This is a genomic window from Myroides sp. JBRI-B21084 (assembly GCF_030545015.1).
GTDB lineage: Bacteria > Bacteroidota > Bacteroidia > Flavobacteriales > Flavobacteriaceae > Flavobacterium.
In genome coordinates this window covers 2204151-2221767 of sequence record NZ_CP120653.1, presented here as the reverse complement: position 1 = coordinate 2221767, position 17617 = coordinate 2204151, and the positions used below count along the sequence as shown (strand labels likewise).

The following is a 17617-nucleotide window of genomic DNA, read 5'->3' as shown; positions in this document are numbered from 1 at the left end:
ATAAATTCAATTAAAAAATTGGTTTTATTGCGTTTGCAATAGTATCAAAATGAACTTTTTTAGGTTTAATGGCTGTTTTATTTTTTAAAGTTCCTACACCACTAACCACAACTACATCGCCCGCATTTATACCATCTTTAACAATTATTAAATTGTTTACTCTATCGGTAACATTAATAACCGTAGAAAATGCGGTATCGTTACGTACTTTATACACATTAACTTTACCTTGTTGTTCATACGATGCTACTTCGGGCACCACTAAAACATTTGTGTATTTTTTAGGTAAACGTATGGTACCACTGTTGCCATTACTTAATAATTTATTAGGATTTGCAAAGGCTACACGAAATTGAACCGTACCTGTAGCAGCATCAATTTGACCTGTAACGGTTTCAATTTTTCCCTTTTCGCTATAAATACTACCATCTGCTAATTGCAGATCTACTTGTGGTAAATTTTTAATTTTTTCTGATAATGTTGTTCCTGCTGTTTCGTTTAAAAACTTAAAATATTCTTTTTCATTCATTGAAAAATAAGCGTAAACTAAACTAATATCTGAAATAGACGTTAAAGCAGTTGCGTCGGCAGGACCAACTAAACTTCCTTTTTTCAACGGTAGTTTTCCTACAATACCACTAATTGGCGCACGTACAACCGCATAGTTCACATTAGCTTGTGCCGACGCGTAACTTGCTTTGGTTTGAGCCAATACGCTTTTTGCCGATGCTAAATTTGCCTTTGCAGTTTCAAGCTGTATGTTGCTTATAATATTCTTTTGTACCAAAGGTTGCAGTTTATTAACTTCAACCTGTGCAGCATTAACATTAGCCGTTGCTACAGCAATACCTGCTTTTGCTGCATTTGCAGTTTCGGCAAGCATGTTTGCTTCTAATTTAAAAAGCGGTTGGTTTTTTTGCACTTGTTGCCCTTCGTGTACATACACTTCTTGTATATATCCTTGAATTTTAGCACGTACATCATTATTTATTTTTCCTTGAATTGTAGCCGGAAAAGTAGTGTAACCCACCAAATCCTTAGTTGTTGCAGCAACAACATCTAAAACAGGTGCGGTTTGTTGTGGTGTTTCGTTTGTTTTAGAACAACTAAAAAAAACAGTTGTAAAAAACACCATAAATACAGCTTTTAGGGTATTATTCTTCATTTGGTTTTATATAAAGTTTTAGGTTTAAAATTGTTTTTTCTATTGATAAGGTTACGTCGTTTAAATGGTTTATGTACACATCAAATGCTTCTTGCTTAAACATATCGTTGCAGTTAACTTTGCGGTATTCTTTTAATTTTATATTGATTTCTTTTTCGTTTTTTAAGCGCTTTACTACATCTTCTAAACGAGTTAAAAACAAATTTTTACTTGTTCTAAAAAATCGCTTCCGTTGATTATCTTTTTTTATTTGTTCGATAAAATTGTTTTCAATTAACACTTGTAAGCTGGTTGAAACCGAACTTTTACTTGCCTGAAATAATTCAACAAGCTCTTCAAACGTTAAACCATCTTTACAGGTATTAAAAATAAAAAGCGTGTAAATACGCGCTGTGAGTGGGGGTAGTTTATAAAACACCTCGTAATGTTCAGCTATTTCTTTAAAAAGATCTAAAGCTAAAAACTGCTTCATTTAATTTTTTTACAAAAGTAATTTTAGTTCGGTAGTTACCGAACTAATTAATGTTAATATTTAATTAAATTATAAAAGTGCTATTTTTTAAAATTATTTAATTGCTAAAAAACTGATTTTTTACATGTTATATTTAAAGTAAAAAACCTATAAAAAAAACTGTAAAAAAAATTTGCTTTACATATTTTTTAATAACTATATTTGCAATCACAAAATCAAACAAAGATTTAAAAATTGTAATTGCGGAAGTAGCTCAGTTGGTAGAGCGTCAGCCTTCCAAGCTGAATGTCGCGAGTTCGACCCTCGTCTTCCGCTCTTGGAAAATCAAACGAAGATTTAAAAATCGTAAATGCGGAAGTAGCTCAGTTGGTAGAGCGTCAGCCTTCCAAGCTGAATGTCGCGAGTTCGACCCTCGTCTTCCGCTCTTGGAAAATCAAACAAAGATTTAAAAATTGTAAAACGCGGAAGTAGCTCAGTTGGTAGAGCGTCAGCCTTCCAAGCTGAATGTCGCGAGTTCGACCCTCGTCTTCCGCTCTTGAAACATAAAAAAACCTCATCAAAAGATGAGGTTTTTTTATTCTACAAAATTTAATTCTAACAATTCTTGGTATTTTTTTGGTAATAAAAAGCGTTTCTTTTCAAAATCAATCTTAAAAGAATATTTTTTTTCGGATTGTTTCTCTGTTATTACAATACAATCTTCAGTATCATAAATATTGCTATTTCTAAATTCGCCTTTTATTTTAAAAGCTTTTTTATATTCTATTGATTTAAATGTAGTATAACCATTTTTAAATTCATCAGTAAAATAACGTGGCGCAATACCGTAACCATTTAAATTTTTTTGATTTGCTTCTGTAAATTCACCTGCTATTACATCAAACATTCTTGATTCATATTCAACTTTTGAAGGATATTTTTTTAATAAATTATACTTTTTATCGTACACATAAACGGCATCGTTCCCATAAAAAATATTTACATATTCAATTTTTTGTGTACGTTTTCTAAAAACAAAATCGGTAAAAACTTTTTTTGCTTTAATATTTTTAACTTTTGGGGTTTTAAAATTAGGTTCTGCATACACTTCATACAATCCGTTATGTTGTACCAATAAATCGTTGCCATTTCCTATTGCATTGCGATATTCTTTATTTAAAGTAATTTTACTTTTTGTATCTCTTGAAATAAAAACACTTTTACCGCTTTTACAAAAATGCATATAATACATGCCATTAAAACGCAATTCTTCGTTAGTAGTTGTGTAGGTTTGCTTTTCGCCTGTTGTTCGATTTATAAAAGTGTATTCGGGATAATCTATTAAAGTAATTGGGGTAAAAAAATCGTTTTGACTGCTGTAAGAAGGTGCTATAAACTCATTTAAAGTATTTATTTCAACAACTCCAAATTTATTTTCGTACTGAAAAGCTTCGTAGTTATTTTGCCCAATAACCTGCATACTTATTAAGCCCAAAATTAGTAGTGCAATTTTTTTCATATCAATAATTTTATGTAAAAAAAGCTCAACCTTACGATTGAGCTTTATAAAAATAAATTATTTTTTTAATAGATCGCGAATTTCAGCCAACAATTCTTCTTGTGATGGTCCTGTTGGAGCTGCAGGTGCTGGTTCTTCTTTACGTTTTAAACGGTTGATACCTTTAACCATTAAAAATACAGCAAAAGCTAACAAAACAAAATTAATTGCTACAGTTATAAAATTACCGTAAGCAAAAACTACAGCGTTTTCTACTGCTCTAGCATCGGCTAAAGCCATACCTGCTTTAATACCATTTGCTGGATCTTTTAGAACGGTATACATATTTGTAAAATCTGGCGAGCCTAAAATAGCAGAAATTAACGGCATAACTAGGTCTTTAACAACGCTATCAATTATCTTTCCAAAGGCGCCACCTATAATTACACCCACTGCAAGATCAATTACATTACCTTTAACGGCAAATTCTTTAAATTCACTTAAAAATCCCATATCAACTTGTTTTTAATTTTATTGTTAAACGAAAATACAACTTTATGTTAAAATATCACTATTCTTTATAAAAAATTCTTTTAACGCGTTGCGAAATAGCTGTCATTACTTCGTAAGGAATTGTCTCCCAAATCTTTGCAACTTCGGTTATGCGTAAATCGTTTCCAAAAATAAGCACCTCATCACCTAAATTTACATCAATATCGGTTACATCAATCATTAACATATCCATACAAATAGTTCCTGCAATAGGTGCTTTTTGATTGTTAACTAAAACATACCCCTTGCCGTTTCCGTAACTTCGGCGAATACCGTCGGCGTAACCAATGGGCACTGTGGCAATTTTACTGTTTTTTTGAGCGATAAACCTTCGACCGTAACCAACTGATTCGTTTACAGGTACATGGTTTATTTGTAAAATAGTAGATTTTAATGTGGCAACGTTTTGTAATTGTGCATTTTCGGTCGCATTATTACCCACGCCATACAAACCAATACCAACGCGAACCATATCCATTTGATGTTCGCTAAAATTATAAATGCCCGATGTATTTAAAATATGCAACAAAGGTTTTATTTGCAATTGACTGCACACATAATGGGTATATTCTTTAAACAAATTAATTTGTTGTAAGGTAAAATCCTGCTGTTCTGGCATGTCGCTGGTAGCCAAGTGCGAAAACATACTGGTTACTTTCACCAAATTAGTGTTTTGTAATAAATCTATTAAAGGCTTTAAATCGTTTTTTACAAATCCTAAACGATTCATTCCCGTATTAAATTTTAAATGAATGGGGTATTGAAACAAGTTAAATGATTCGGCAATTTGCAAAAAAGTAGTTAATGCATACAAATTATAAATTTCGGGTTCTAAATTATAGGCAATCATTGTTGAAAAAGCCGATTTTTCAGGATTCATAACAATAATAGGTATATTAATTCCTGCTTTTCGTAGCTCTACACCTTCATCGGCAAAAGCTACTCCAAGATACGATACTTTATGGTGTGCCAATAGTTTTGCAATTTCGTAACTGCCGTTTCCGTAACCAAATGCCTTTACCATAACCATTGTTTTTGTGGTAGGTTTAAGTTTTGATTTGTAAAATTTAAGGTTATGACTTATAGCGTCTAAATTAATCTCTAAAACGGTTTCGTGCGTTTTTTCTTCTAATTCTGAAACAATTTTTTCGAACTGAAAACTACGCGAGCCTTTAATTAAAATAGTTTCGTTTCTGAATGCCTTTAAATTAAAATTGCTCAAAAAAGTTTCGGTATCAGGATAACTTTGAAATTGTGGAGTGTTTTTTAAGTACGAACTAATTTTTGAACCGATACCAATTACCCTATTCACATGATTTTGGTTAAGCAATTGTCCTACTTTTTGATACAATACCTCCGGTGTAAAACCGCTTTGAAAAATATCTGACAGGATTACTGTTTTTTGTTGATGCGTTTTTTGCTGCTCTAAAAAATCGAGCGCTATTTTTAACGATTGATAATCGCTGCTGTAACTATCGTCTATCAATAAAGAATCGTTAATGCCTTTTTTTACTTGTAAACGCATTTGCACCGTTTGTAATTGTGAAATTGCTTGCGTTATGTAATCAATATCAACATTTAAAAACAACAAAGTGGTAATGCATGTTGCTATGTTTTCAACCGATGCTAAATCGGTAAAAGGCAGTTTTACATTAAATGTGTTTTGGTTGTATGTTACAATTAAAACAGCATTCAATTTTTTAAACTGTACGTTTGCATTTTCGCTAAAACTCCAATTAAACCATTGTATGTTTTTAGGCTTATTAGCACTTATTAATTCTGTATTTTCACTAATTAAAACATTTGCGTTTTTAAAAAGTTTTAATTTTTCTTGTAATTTTTCTTCTTTCGATGCAAACCCTTCGTTATGTGCTGGACCAATGTTCGTTAAAATTCCAATGGTAGGTTGTATAACGGCTTCAAGAAAATCCATTTCATTTACCTGAGAAATACCCGCCTCAAAAATTCCTAAATTATGCTCGTCATTAATAGCAATAACCGATAAAGGCACACCTACTTGCGAATTGTAACTTTTAGGACTTTTAATAATGTTGTAAAAAGGTAACAGCAACTGGTTTAACCATTCTTTTACTATAGTCTTGCCATTACTACCCGTTACACCTATTACAGGAAAAGTATATTTTTTGCGATAAAATGCTACAAAATTTTGCAACCCACGCAAGGTATCATTTACATAAAAAACAACCGCATCTGTAGGTAATGAAACCGTTTCAGAAACCACAAAATAACGCACGCCTTTACTATACAAATCGGCAACATAATTATGTGCATTATGGTGATTGCCTTTTAAAGCAAAGAAAAGAGTGTTGGCATTATTGCGCAACGAACGTGAATCAACCGAAATGTCAAGTACTATAATGTCTTCAGCCAAAACAGCTTGGGTAACTTGCAAAACCTTTGCTAAAACAGTTGTTTCAATTTTCATAGTTTGTAAAAAAAGTAAACTCAAAGGTAACAAGATATTTTGTGAAAAATGATTGAAATTTTGGCTTTGTTAAGCAAGTATATTGTTGTAATTTGCAAAGTCTTAAATTATATATGCACGACATACATTTTTATATTGGCTTAGTACTTGCTTTATTTATTGGCGTAACCTTAGGTTTGGTGGGCAGTGGTGGCTCTATCTTAACCGTACCTATTTTGGTATATGTAGTAGGTATCGATCCTTTACTTGCAACTGCCTATTCCCTTTTTATTGTAGGCAGCACATCGGCAGTTGGTAGCGTTAAAAACACCATTGATAAAAACGTAAACTTTAAAATTGTATTGCTTTTTGGCATACCATCGTTACTTGCTGTGTTTTTTACACGTTCGCAATTAGTTCCGTTATTACCCGATGTTATTACATTAAGCAACAACGTAAGCTTGTCTAAATCGAAATTAATCATGATTATTTTTTCGATAGTTATGTTTGCTGCTTCTTCAAAAATGATTAAAAAACCACGACAAAAAAACCTAGCAACACCCCAAATAGTTACATCAGCAATGCCTTTAATTACTCAAGGCTTATTAATTGGTACCGTTTCGGGCTTAGTAGGCGCAGGCGGTGGCTTTCTTATTATACCTGTTTTGGTATTTTTTGCCAATTTACCTATGAAACAAGCTATTGGTACATCGTTAACCATTATAGCCATTCAATGTTTAATTGGTTTTACGGGCGATTTAATGCAACATAAAATTGATTGGATTTTAGTATTATCATTCTCGGCCATTTCTATATTTGGTCTGTTTATAGGCAACCGACTATCAAAAAGAATTATCGATGGAAATTTACGTATGATTTTTGGCTGGTTTATATTAATCATGTCGTTATACATCATGTTTAAAGAACTATTTTAACCGATATGATACTTATCATTAACAACAATAAAGATTATTAGTACTTTTGCAATTACAAATGTTTATCATTTAAATTATGAAGATAGAACAAATTTATACCGGATGTTTGGCTCAAGGGGCTTATTATATTGAAAGTGATGGCGATGTAGCTATTATTGACCCACTACGCGAAGTGCAACAATATATTAACAAAGCTAATGCAAACAACGCAACTATAAAATACATTTTTGAAACCCATTTTCATGCCGATTTTGTTAGCGGTCACGTTACCCTTGCAGAAAAAACGGGTGCAACTATTGTGTACGGTCCTACTGCAGAACCTACTTTTAAAGCACATATTGCAACCGATGGCGAAGAATTTAAAATAGGCAAGCTAACCATTATTGCACTACATACCCCAGGTCATACCATGGAAAGCACCACGTATTTGTTGCGCGATGAAAACGGAAAAGACCATGCCATTTTTAGTGGCGACACCTTGTTTTTAGGCGATGTAGGCAGACCCGATTTAGCTCAAAAAGCAGCTAATATGACGCAAGAGCAATTAGCAGCTACTTTATACCACAGTTTACGCACTAAAATTATGCCTTTGGCCGATGAACTAATTGTGTATCCGGCACATGGTGCAGGATCGGCTTGTGGTAAAAACTTAAGCAAAGAAACCGTAGGTACTTTGGGCGAACAAAAACGCACCAACTATGCCTTACGTGCCGATATGACCGAAGCTGAATTTGTAAAAGAAGTGACCGATGGTTTACTACCACCACCTGCTTATTTTCCTGAAAATGTACGCTTAAACAAAAGCGGTTACGAAGCTATTGATTCTATTATTGAGAAAAATAAAGCTTTCACAGCAAACGAATTTAAGCAAACTGCTGCCGATGCATTGATTTTAGATGTGCGTGATGCCGATAGTTTTGGAAAAGTTCATATACCAGGTGCCATTTTTATTGGTATTGATGGTGGATTTGCACCTTGGGTTGGATCGTTAATTACCGATATTAACCAACCGATTATTTTGGTAACGCCCGAAGGTCGTGAGCAGGAAACCATAACACGTTTGGCTCGTGTGGGTTACGATAATACCTTAGGATATTTAGCAGGCGGAATGCAAACGTGGATTGATGCTGGTTTTGAAACCGCTTCTATTGGCAGAATTACAGCTAACGAGCTAGAAACATTGATAAACAATGGCGAAGAATCGGTTATTGATGTTCGTAAACCGGGTGAATACAATTCGGCACATATTGCTAATGTTCCTAATTTACCGTTAGATTTTATTAACGACCATGTTGATGATTTTCCAGCGCAAAAAACAACCTATTTACATTGCGCAGGCGGTTACCGCTCTATGATTGCAGCTTCTATTCTAAAAGCGCGCGGTTTTAATAATATGATTGATGTTATTGGCGGCTTTGGTAAAATTAAAGAAACCAACTTACCTATTGTTACCCAAGAATGCGCAAGCAGTTGTGGTACTAAATAAAACAAAAACGCCTCGATATTTTCGGGGCGTTTGTGATTTTACTCAATAATTATTTTCTCTGTTTTATTGCCTTTATCGGTTTGTATTACAAATAAATACATGCCTTTACTTAGGGTAGAAACATCAATATAGTTAAAATTTTCTTTAACGGTACGTATTAATTTACCCGAATTATCTAAAATTTGTACCGCTTGCAGGTTAACTCCCTCGGTTGTTTTTTGTTCAAGCACTACGTATTGGGTTGCTGGGTTAGGGTATATTTTAAAGTTTTCGTTTACAAATTTCTCTACACTTAAAGCACAGTTCGCATTAAAATAATAAGTCCCAGGCATATAATTTATTATGCTCCAATTATCGTATGGTGCGGTGCCGTTTGTTGCTGCAATAGGGTCATCTACTTCAATACAAACGTTGTAAGGTTTATCATTTTCATTTCCTAAAACGATTTTTAAAGACGATGCTGCATGATTACGCAAGTTTATTTTATATGGAAAAGAATTATATGTATTTAAAAGCTTTAGGTTTATATTATTGCTTAAATCTAAGGAACCAATAGTGTTTAAATTAAGAAATTCTAAAACATCGTTTCCAATAATTAATGTTTCCAAATTGATATTATTGGATAAATTTATTTTAGACAAATTATTACTTGGTAGTATTAGCGTTTCCAATTGTGGAAGCGTAGTTAAATTAAGGTTATTTAAATTATGAAATCTACCCTCAAACTTTTTTAAATTTACAAAGCTTTCAATACCCTTAATATTTTGTATATAAAAACCATTTGCTCCTTGAAATAAATTTAACTGTGTTACGTTTTGTGCATCGCTAGTTAACATTTGTCCATTTAAAACTCCATCGGTATCAATACCTAAATTAATAAGCAACTGTTCAAAAGTAGCATCGGGTATCAAAGTAACCTGCGCCTTTGTTATAAAAGGCACAAGTGTAATTACTATTAAAAATAACTTTTTCATAATTATTGTAACTATCAGACTATTTATATCTACTATCTAAATGAAAATCATATAAATATAATAAAAATTAACATAATTTAAGCAATTAAAAACAACTTTATTCTTTTCGCGTTCATCTTTACTCAAATCTTTATATTTGCAGTATGATTAAAAAAGAAACCATAGATGCAATTTTCGAGGCTGCCCGTGTGGAAGAAGTCATTGGCGACTTTGTACAGCTTAAAAAATCGGGTAGCAATTACAAAGGTTTAAGTCCGTTTGTAAACGAAAAAACACCTTCGTTTATGGTTTCGCCTGCCAAGCAAATCTGGAAAGATTTTAGTTCGGGTAAAGGCGGTAACGCTTTAAGTTTTATTATGGAACACGAACATTTTTCGTATCCAGAAGCGTTGCGTTACCTTGCCAATAAGTATCAGATCGAAATTGAAGAAACCGAACAAACCGATTTAGAAAAACAAGCCTTAAACGAACGCGAAAGTTTGTTTGTAGTTTCAGAATTCGCGAAAAAATACTTTCACGACGTGTTGCTAAAAACTGATGAAGGCTTGGCAATTGGTCATTCGTACTTTAAAGAACGTGGCTTTACCGAAGAAACCATTAAAACGTTTCAACTAGGTTATTCGCCCGATGTTTGGGATGCATTTACCAAAGAAGCTTTGGCAAAAGGGTATCAGTTAGAATTTCTTGAAAAAACAGGATTAACCATTGTAAAAGAAGATAAAACGTTCGATCGATTTAAAGGTCGAGTGATGTTTCCTATACAAAGTATGAGCGGGCGTGTGCTGGGTTTTGGTGGTCGTATTTTAACCAACGATAAAAAGGCTGCGAAATATTTAAATTCACCCGAAAGCGATATTTACCACAAAAGCAAGGTTTTGTATGGTATTTTTCATGCGAAACAAGAAATAGCCGCAAAAGACAATTGTTATTTGGTAGAAGGCTACACCGATGTTATTCAAATGCATCAGGCTGGTATTAAAAACGTGGTGGCATCGTCGGGTACGGCTTTAACACCCGATCAAATTCGCTTGATTAACCGTTTAACCAAAAACATTACGGTTTTGTTTGATGGCGATGCTGCCGGAATGCGCGCATCATTACGTGGTATTGATTTAATTTTAGAAGCCGGAATGAATGTACGTGTTTGTACGTTTCCCGATGGCGATGACCCCGATAGTTTTGCCCGAAAAACACCAATTGACGAATTGCAGCATTATTTAAAAGACAACGCTACCGATTTTATCAGGTTTAAAGCGAACCTTTTAATGAAAGATGCCGGCAATGATCCTATTAAAAAAGCCGATGTTATTCGCGATATTGTGGTTTCCATTTCAAAAGTGCCCGATCATATACAGCGCGAGGTTTATGTGCAAGAATGTGCATCAATCATGGATATTTCTGAAGATGTTTTGTTTAGCACTTTGGCGCAAATTGGTAAAAAAGAACTGCAAGAAGCAAATAAAAAATTTGTTCAAGAGAAAAAAATGCAAGTGGTGCGCCCCGATGCAGATCAACCGAAAGAACAAGTAAACATTATTTATCTTTTAGAGCGAAAAATTATTGAAATTTTGTTGATTTACGGTAATTATGAAGAACTTTTTGATGAATTCGAACTAAAAGTAGAAGACGAAAAAGTGGTTACAGATAAAAAACGAGTGAAACGCAAAGTGTTTGATAAAGTTTTTTTAAGCTTACAAGAAGATGAAGTTGAAATGAGTAACGAAAAATTTAAAGCCATTTTTAAAAACATACTTACATTTTATCATACCAATGAAAGTTGGAATTTAGAGCGTTATTTAACACAAGTTCCTCCGGAATTATCCGATGAAATTACATCGATTATTATGGATGAGGAACGCTATAACCTACACAATTGGGAAAAACAAAACATTATTGTTAAAGGTAAAGATTTGGGTGTGCAACAATATGTTAACGAAACCATTCTTACGTTACGTGCTTACCTTATTTTTGAAATTATTGAAGATTTAAAAAAACAAATTCACGAAAACCCTGAAAAAAGCCGCGATTTATTAACCGATATTGTTGATTACAACGTACTTAAACATACGTTTTCTTCGCAATTAGGTAGGGTTATGTCTCGATTTAGTTAGCTACACACTTTGCCAAAGTGTGTAACTAACTTAAAACCTTACTTCATCAATAATCTCACAAACCGGAATCGGGTTCATTTTATGTTGATTTATGGTATTTAGGCGTTTATAAATTTTAAAAACTTCTAATTCACGCCCAATAAAATCAGCTTCGGTTTTACCTTCTGCATCGGCGTTCATAGCAGCTTCCAACTCGTCATAATTCGCACCTAATTGGTCTTCATCGCTTCTGTCGTCACCAAACAAACCATCGGTAGGCTTTGCATTAATAATATTCTGGGTAATCCCTAAATAAGTAGCTAAAGCACGCACTTCCGACTTCATTAAATCTGCAATTGGACTAATATCTACACCGCCATCACCGTATTTTGTAAAAAAACCAACTCCAAAATCTTCCACCTTATTACCGGTTCCAGCAACTAAAAAGCCATTAATTCCAGCAAAATAATACAACGTGGTCATACGCAAACGTGCACGTGTATTAGCCAGTGTTAAATTTAAAAGTGCAGTGTTTTCAATAGTAGGTAATTGACTGCTCATTAAATCAAAAGTTGGGGTTAAATTGGCAACAGTATTATTTACATTTGGGTATAAATTCTTTAAAAAAGCAATGTGTTCTTGCCCGCGCGAAACTTGGCTTGCCGCTTGATGAATGGGCATTTCTACACACAAAGTAGGCAAACCTGTTTTGGCACATAAGGTTGATACTAAAGCCGAATCAATTCCGCCCGAAATACCCACCACAAATCCTTTTACTTTAGCTGTTTGGGCATAATTTGCAAGCCATTGCACTATGTGATTCACTATTTTTTCAGAATTTATTTTTTTATATTCCATTGCAATTTTCGTTTAATTATATTTGTGGTTTAAAATTATAAAAACTCATGCGTTTTACGATGAAAAACTCATTTTATTTACTATTTTGTTTGCTGTTTTTAGGGGCATGTCAGAAAGAAAACAACGTAAAAAACGATGTTTTAAACATACCTGTTGAAGCTAAAATTATACGATTTGACCAAGAATTCATGCAGGCTAACCCACAAAATTTTGGCTTATTAAAACAAAAATACCCGTATTTATTAAGCGCAAATGTTGCAGATTCGGTTTGGTTAAAAAAGAAAAACGACTCTTTATTTGGCGAATTATTTAAAGAAACACAAAGTAAATTTAAAGATGTTTCTGCATTACAAAAAGAACTTACCTTACTTTTTAAGCATATTAAATACTATTTCCCTAATGAAAAACCTGGTAAAGTAATCACCGTTTTATCAGAGGTTGATATTATGAATCGCGCTATTTATGCCGATTCGCTTTCAATTATATCATTAGATACTTATTTGGGTAAAAACCATAAATTTTATGTAGATTTTGACACGTACACCTTAGGCGATTTTGAACCTAACCGCATTGTTGTTGATTTAGCCGAAAATTTTGCTTTACAAAAAATAACGCCACCACAAGAACGTACTTTTATTAGTCAAATGGTTTATTGGGGCAAAATAATGTATGTAAAAGAAATGCTTTTACCTGAAACAAGTGATGCCTTAAATATGAATTACACCGAGAAACAACTGCAATGGATGCAAGCCAACGAAGCACAAGTTTGGAAGTTTTTTGTAGAAAGTAAATATTTATATGATAATGATGTTAAATTAAACGCCCGTTTTATTCAACGTGCACCTTTTTCTAAGTTTTATTTAGAATTAGATCGCGAATCGCCAGGAAGTGTTGGCGTTTACATTGGTTGGCAAATTGTTCGTGCCTATATGAAAAATAATAATGTAACTTTGCAAGAATTAGCATTGAAAGATGCAAAAACAATTTTCGACGAATCTAAATACAAACCTAAAAAGTAATGATGACTAACAACACATCAGAAATTAAAATACAAGTAACTGTTGACGAAAACAAAATTCCCGATGATATTCGTTGGACTGCTGCCGACGGCGGTATAAACAACGAACAAGCTAAGGCTATGCTTTTATCTATTTGGGATAGTAAAGTACAAGAAACCCTACGTATTGATTTGTGGACCAAAGAAATGCCGGTTGATGAAATGAAAGTGTTTTTTCACCAAACGTTAGTAGCTATGGCCGATACTTTTGAACGTGCCACCGACGATAAAAAAATGAGCGATACCATGCGCGATTTTTGCGCCTATTTTGCCGAAAAATTAGAATTACACAAGAAATAATCCCGAAGAATCGTTTGAGTTTTCAAGCGATTTTTTTATTCAAAAAATCAATAAAAATAACTTTGTATCTTTGCACAAACAACACAAAACAATGAAAAATACACTAATTGCCCCATCGGTATTAGCTGCCGATTTTGCAAACTTACAACGCGATGTTGAAATGATTAACAACAGCGCTGCCGATTGGTTTCATATTGATATTATGGACGGCGTTTTTGTTCCGAATATTTCTTTTGGAATGCCTGTTTTAGCTGCTATTAACAAACATGCTAAAAAAACAATCGATGTACATTTAATGATTGTAGATCCAGACCGTTACATTGAAACTTTTAAAAATTTAGGTGCCGATATTTTAACGGTTCATTACGAAGCGTGTACGCACCTTCATCGTTCGTTACAAGCCATTAAAGCTGCAGGTATGAAAGCCGGTGTTGCTATTAACCCACATACTAATGTTGCTTTATTAGAAGATGTTATTAACGATATTGATTTGGTTTGTATTATGAGCGTGAATCCTGGTTTTGGCGGACAATCATTCATTGAAAACACGTATAAAAAAGTATTACAACTTAAAGAAATGATTGTAAAAAACAACGCTTCAACCTTAATTGAAATTGATGGCGGTGTAACCGATAAAAACGCAGCTGATTTAGTAAAAGCTGGTGCAGATATTTTGGTTGCTGGTAGTTTTGTTTTTAACGCACAAGACCCTATTGCTACCATTGAAAATTTAAAGAAAATTACTTCTTTATAAATTATAAACTAAAAGACTTCTGAATTTGGAAGTCTTTTTATTATTCAATAATTACTTTCTCTGTTTTATTGCCTTTATCGGTTTGTATTACAAATAAGTACATGCCTTTACTTAGGGTAGATACATCAATATAATTAAAATTTTCTTTAACGGTACGTATTAATTTACCCGAACTATCTAAAATTTGTACCGCTTGCAGGTTAACCCCCTCGGTTGTTTTTTGTTCAAGCACTACGTATTGGGTTGCTGGGTTAGGGTATATTTTAAAGTTTTCGTTTACAAATTTTTCAATGCTTAATGCGCATACATCGCTAAAATAGAAGTTTGTATAGTTATTTACACCGTCCCATGTAATGGACCAATTATTATATGGTGGTAATCCATTAGTTGCAGCAATATAATTATCAACCTCGATACATAAATTTGGGTCTGCACCTCCAGATAAAATAATCGAAACAGCATTTGCTTGATTATTACGTAAATTTATACGTTCTAAATAAGCTAATTCACGAACATATAGGTACTTGAAATTAGGACTGTTATTAAAATCTAATTCACGTATTTTTCTAGGAGGAACATCTAAACTTGTGCTTTCTAGTTCTAGTTCCTCTAAATCGCTTAAAGGAGTTGCATCAAAGGATATTAAATCGTAATTCTCTAAAAATATTTTTCTTAGATTTGTTAAGTTTGCAAAACTTATAGTTGTACCATTGCTTCTAGTCTTAAGTGTTTCTAAATTTAAAAAATTGTTAAAGCCTGTTAAATCAATATATGAAATATTATTTGGGCTTTTGTTAATAAAATCCAACTCTGTAACATTTAATGCATCAGTTGTTAAAATTTGTCCATTAATTAAACCGTCTGTATCGTATCCCCAATAAACTAAATAATTTTCAAAAGTAGTATCGGGTATCAAAGTAACCTGCGCCTTTGTTATAAAAGGTACAAGTGTAATTACTATTAAAAATAACTTTTTCATAAAGGAGTGGTTTGATAGGCAATTTAAATATACTAATAAAAACAAAACAATTGTGTTTTTTTCTTTTTTTTGTTATAACTATTTAAAAAACAAACACTAACACTGTAAAAAAACATGAATAATCAGTTAACAAAAAAGACTTCCTATTCGGAAGCCTTATTTAAATTAAAGCGGTAGTTTACCCCTAACTGTACCCAACGGCTTGGCATTGGTACGGCGGCAACTTCTTTATAAACACTGTTAAATAAATTAGTAGCTTGGGCGTAAACCTGAAATTTAGATAAATTATAGTTTAAACGTAAATCGCTAACTACATATCCATCATTTAATTCGCGTTTTATATATCTATTTTGTAACTGCATACTAAAATTATGCAATGTATAATTTACACCTAAAATTGCTTGATGCTTTAAATTGGTTAGTATGTATTTCGAAATTACTGCTGATGCAACATCGTTCTTTTTAGGACTTAAAAATTGATAACTTACCGTATAACCTATTTTTTGGTTGTTTGCAAGTTCAACATCGTGCTGAAAACGAACATTTATACCACGAATTAACTGATTTCCTAAATTTTGTGGTTGGTAAGGCACATCGGTTGTCATACGTGTCCAATCAATAAAATCAGAAATATTGCGTTCAAAAGCACTTGCTACAAAGCGTTTGTTTGGCTTTGTGTAATTCACACCTACTTCATATTGCCAAGCAGCTTCGGGCTTTAAATCTGGGTTTCCAATATTACCTGGTTTTTGATTTACATACAAATCAATAAACGATGGTATGCGCTGGCTACTGCCTATGCTTGCTTGTACTTTCCAATCGTTAGGTAACAAATAGGCTACATCGGCACCCGGATACCATTGAAAGCCATAATCGGTATTATAATTCCAATACGCACCTGCATTTACCAAAATTTTGTTTGCAAATGTATTTTTATATTCGGCAAACCAACCGTGGTTTTTTCTTGCGTGATTTCCTAAATTTGAACTATTAATATCTTCGGAACGCATTTCATATCCCAAACCAAAATCACCAAAATTAGTTGTATAGATTCCGTTTAATTCAAACATAAAAGCATTAGAATAATGCAAAGAACGTGCTTTGCTTAAATCGTTTCGATAAAAACGGTAATCGTCTTCATTGTATCGATTGCTAATACGTGGTTTTAGCGTAAAATTATCGGTAATACGGTGGTTAGTTCCAACACTTAACAACAATGTTTTTACCAACTCATACGATTCTTTATCATACGGTGCAGCATAATATCCATTCGCACCAAATTCATTATCCATATATCCACCCAACCAATTAACTGCGTTATTATCGTTTAACGCAACATTTCCTTGGTACATGGTTTTAGAATTTTTAGCTGCAGTATTGTATCGCTGTCCATTAGTTTCTTCCTTAGCAATACTTAATAAATGGTGCACTTTACCCGTTTGCACACTTGCAGTTGCTTGTAAACCACCGCCTGCATAATTGCCCGTACCATCGCCCATTTCTTTCTCTTTAAAAGATGAACCACCGTAGGCATGTACTTGTAAAAATTCGTCGGTTTTTGTTTTGGTAACAATATTTACAGCACCCGTTAAGGCATTAATACCGTAAATACGCGCTGCAGGACCTTTTAAAACCTCAATACGTTCAATAGCATCTAACGGTATTGGTAAATTCATAGAGTGGTGTGCCGTTTGTGCATCGCCCATTTTAACGCCGTTCCATAAAATCATGGTTTGTTCGTACGAACCACCGTCAATACTAATATCTGCTTGGGTACCAAATGGCCCACGTTGACGTAGATCAACTCCGCTAACATACGCTAAAACTTCGTTTACCGATGATACGGGTAACTTTTTAATTTCTTCTTTAGTAATTACTTGAATGTTTCGAGTTGATTGCTGAAAAGGAATTTGCATGCGATTTTCAGTAATAATCAATTCATCAAGTGTGTTAATTGAATCGTTAGCAACTTGTGCACTCCCTACAAAAGAAACTGCACTTACAGCTAAAACTAAGTATTTGTTTTTCATTTTTATTGATTTAATAAAAGTGATGCAAAATTCGTAACTTGCCGGACGACTAAAATAGTCCGC

The 17617-nt window shown here is 33.4% G+C and carries 15 protein-coding genes and 3 tRNA genes; 9 read left to right on the top strand and 9 right to left on the bottom strand.

Annotated elements, in window-relative coordinates; all coding sequences use genetic code 11:
- Positions 1-10: 10 nt before the first annotated feature.
- Positions 11-1165 (bottom strand): efflux RND transporter periplasmic adaptor subunit, encoded by a 1155-nt coding sequence (locus P3875_RS10685; protein WP_303443950.1) that lies wholly within the window; start codon positions 1163-1165, stop codon positions 11-13.
- Entirely contained in the window at positions 1155-1637 is a 483-nt protein-coding gene (locus P3875_RS10680; protein WP_303443949.1) for a GbsR/MarR family transcriptional regulator, read from the bottom strand. The genes P3875_RS10685 and P3875_RS10680 overlap by 11 nt, the downstream gene beginning before the upstream one ends.
- Positions 1638-1879: 242 nt before the next feature.
- On the opposite strand from P3875_RS10680, the gene P3875_RS10675 reads away from it, so the two are divergent.
- The 3 genes from P3875_RS10675 (at position 1880) to P3875_RS10665 (ending at position 2171) form a co-directional block, all read left to right on the top strand.
- A tRNA-Gly gene (locus P3875_RS10675) sits at positions 1880-1952 on the top strand.
- Positions 1953-1988: 36 nt separating this feature from the next.
- Positions 1989-2061, top strand: a tRNA-Gly gene (locus P3875_RS10670).
- Positions 2062-2098: 37 nt separating this feature from the next.
- Positions 2099-2171 (top strand) — tRNA-Gly (locus tag P3875_RS10665).
- 40 nt (positions 2172-2211) lie between these two features.
- Here P3875_RS10665 and P3875_RS10660 read toward each other — a convergent pair.
- Genes P3875_RS10660 through P3875_RS10650 form a run of 3 tightly spaced genes read right to left on the bottom strand, consistent with a single transcriptional unit; the run spans position 2212 to position 6112 of the window.
- Complete coding sequence (locus tag P3875_RS10660) at positions 2212-3135, bottom strand: hypothetical protein (protein ID WP_303443948.1); 924 nt, start codon at positions 3133-3135, stop codon at positions 2212-2214.
- 57 nt (positions 3136-3192) lie between these two features.
- Entirely contained in the window at positions 3193-3627 is a 435-nt protein-coding gene (mscL, locus tag P3875_RS10655) for a large conductance mechanosensitive channel protein MscL (RefSeq protein ID WP_303443947.1), read from the bottom strand.
- Positions 3628-3685: 58 nt separating this feature from the next.
- Positions 3686-6112 carry a bifunctional UDP-N-acetylmuramoyl-tripeptide:D-alanyl-D-alanine ligase/alanine racemase gene (locus P3875_RS10650; RefSeq protein ID WP_303443946.1) on the bottom strand — a complete coding sequence of 809 codons (2427 nt, stop codon included), beginning with the start codon at positions 6110-6112 and terminating at the stop codon, positions 3686-3688.
- A 113-nt stretch (positions 6113-6225) separates the two neighbouring features.
- Here P3875_RS10650 and P3875_RS10645 point away from each other — a divergent pair, with 113 nt between their 5' ends.
- Positions 6226-7026 carry a sulfite exporter TauE/SafE family protein gene (locus tag P3875_RS10645; protein WP_303443945.1) on the top strand — a complete coding sequence of 267 codons (801 nt, stop codon included), beginning with the start codon at positions 6226-6228 and terminating at the stop codon, positions 7024-7026.
- 76 nt (positions 7027-7102) lie between these two features.
- Positions 7103-8512, top strand: coding sequence for an MBL fold metallo-hydrolase (locus P3875_RS10640; RefSeq protein ID WP_303443944.1), 1410 nt, complete (start codon positions 7103-7105; stop codon positions 8510-8512).
- Between the two features lie 38 nt (positions 8513-8550).
- Here P3875_RS10640 and P3875_RS10635 read toward each other — a convergent pair whose 3' ends face one another.
- On the bottom strand, positions 8551-9486 hold the full coding sequence (locus P3875_RS10635; protein WP_303443943.1) for a T9SS type A sorting domain-containing protein: 936 nt from the start codon (positions 9484-9486) through the stop codon (positions 8551-8553).
- Between the two features lie 143 nt (positions 9487-9629).
- Between P3875_RS10635 and dnaG the strand changes: the two genes are divergently transcribed.
- Positions 9630-11597, top strand: a complete 1968-nt coding sequence (dnaG, locus tag P3875_RS10630) for a DNA primase (RefSeq protein WP_303443942.1) — start codon at positions 9630-9632, stop codon at positions 11595-11597.
- Between the two features lie 30 nt (positions 11598-11627).
- On the opposite strand, the gene nadE is transcribed toward dnaG, so the two are convergent.
- Positions 11628-12434: an NAD(+) synthase gene (gene nadE, locus P3875_RS10625; RefSeq protein ID WP_303443940.1), complete on the bottom strand. Its 807-nt coding sequence runs from the start codon at positions 12432-12434 to the stop codon at positions 11628-11630.
- Positions 12435-12493: 59 nt separating this feature from the next.
- Here nadE and gldB point away from each other — a divergent pair, with 59 nt between their 5' ends.
- From gldB to rpe, 3 genes are all read left to right on the top strand, one after another.
- Positions 12494-13453 carry a gliding motility lipoprotein GldB gene (gldB, locus tag P3875_RS10620; RefSeq protein WP_303443939.1) on the top strand — a complete coding sequence of 320 codons (960 nt, stop codon included), beginning with the start codon at positions 12494-12496 and terminating at the stop codon, positions 13451-13453.
- Complete coding sequence (gene gldC, locus P3875_RS10615) at positions 13453-13791, top strand: gliding motility protein GldC (protein WP_442930318.1); 339 nt, start codon at positions 13453-13455, stop codon at positions 13789-13791. The genes gldB and gldC overlap by 1 nt, the downstream gene beginning before the upstream one ends.
- Positions 13792-13882: 91 nt before the next feature.
- Positions 13883-14545 carry a ribulose-phosphate 3-epimerase gene (rpe, locus tag P3875_RS10610; RefSeq protein WP_303443938.1) on the top strand — a complete coding sequence of 221 codons (663 nt, stop codon included), beginning with the start codon at positions 13883-13885 and terminating at the stop codon, positions 14543-14545.
- A gap of 40 nt (positions 14546-14585) precedes the next feature.
- Here the strand turns inward: rpe and P3875_RS10605 are convergent, their stop codons facing one another.
- Entirely contained in the window at positions 14586-15524 is a 939-nt protein-coding gene (locus P3875_RS10605) for a T9SS type A sorting domain-containing protein (protein WP_303443937.1), read from the bottom strand.
- Between the two features lie 143 nt (positions 15525-15667).
- Positions 15668-17554, bottom strand: coding sequence for a TonB-dependent receptor plug domain-containing protein (locus P3875_RS10600; protein WP_303443936.1), 1887 nt, complete (start codon positions 17552-17554; stop codon positions 15668-15670).
- Positions 17555-17617 lie beyond the last annotated feature (63 nt).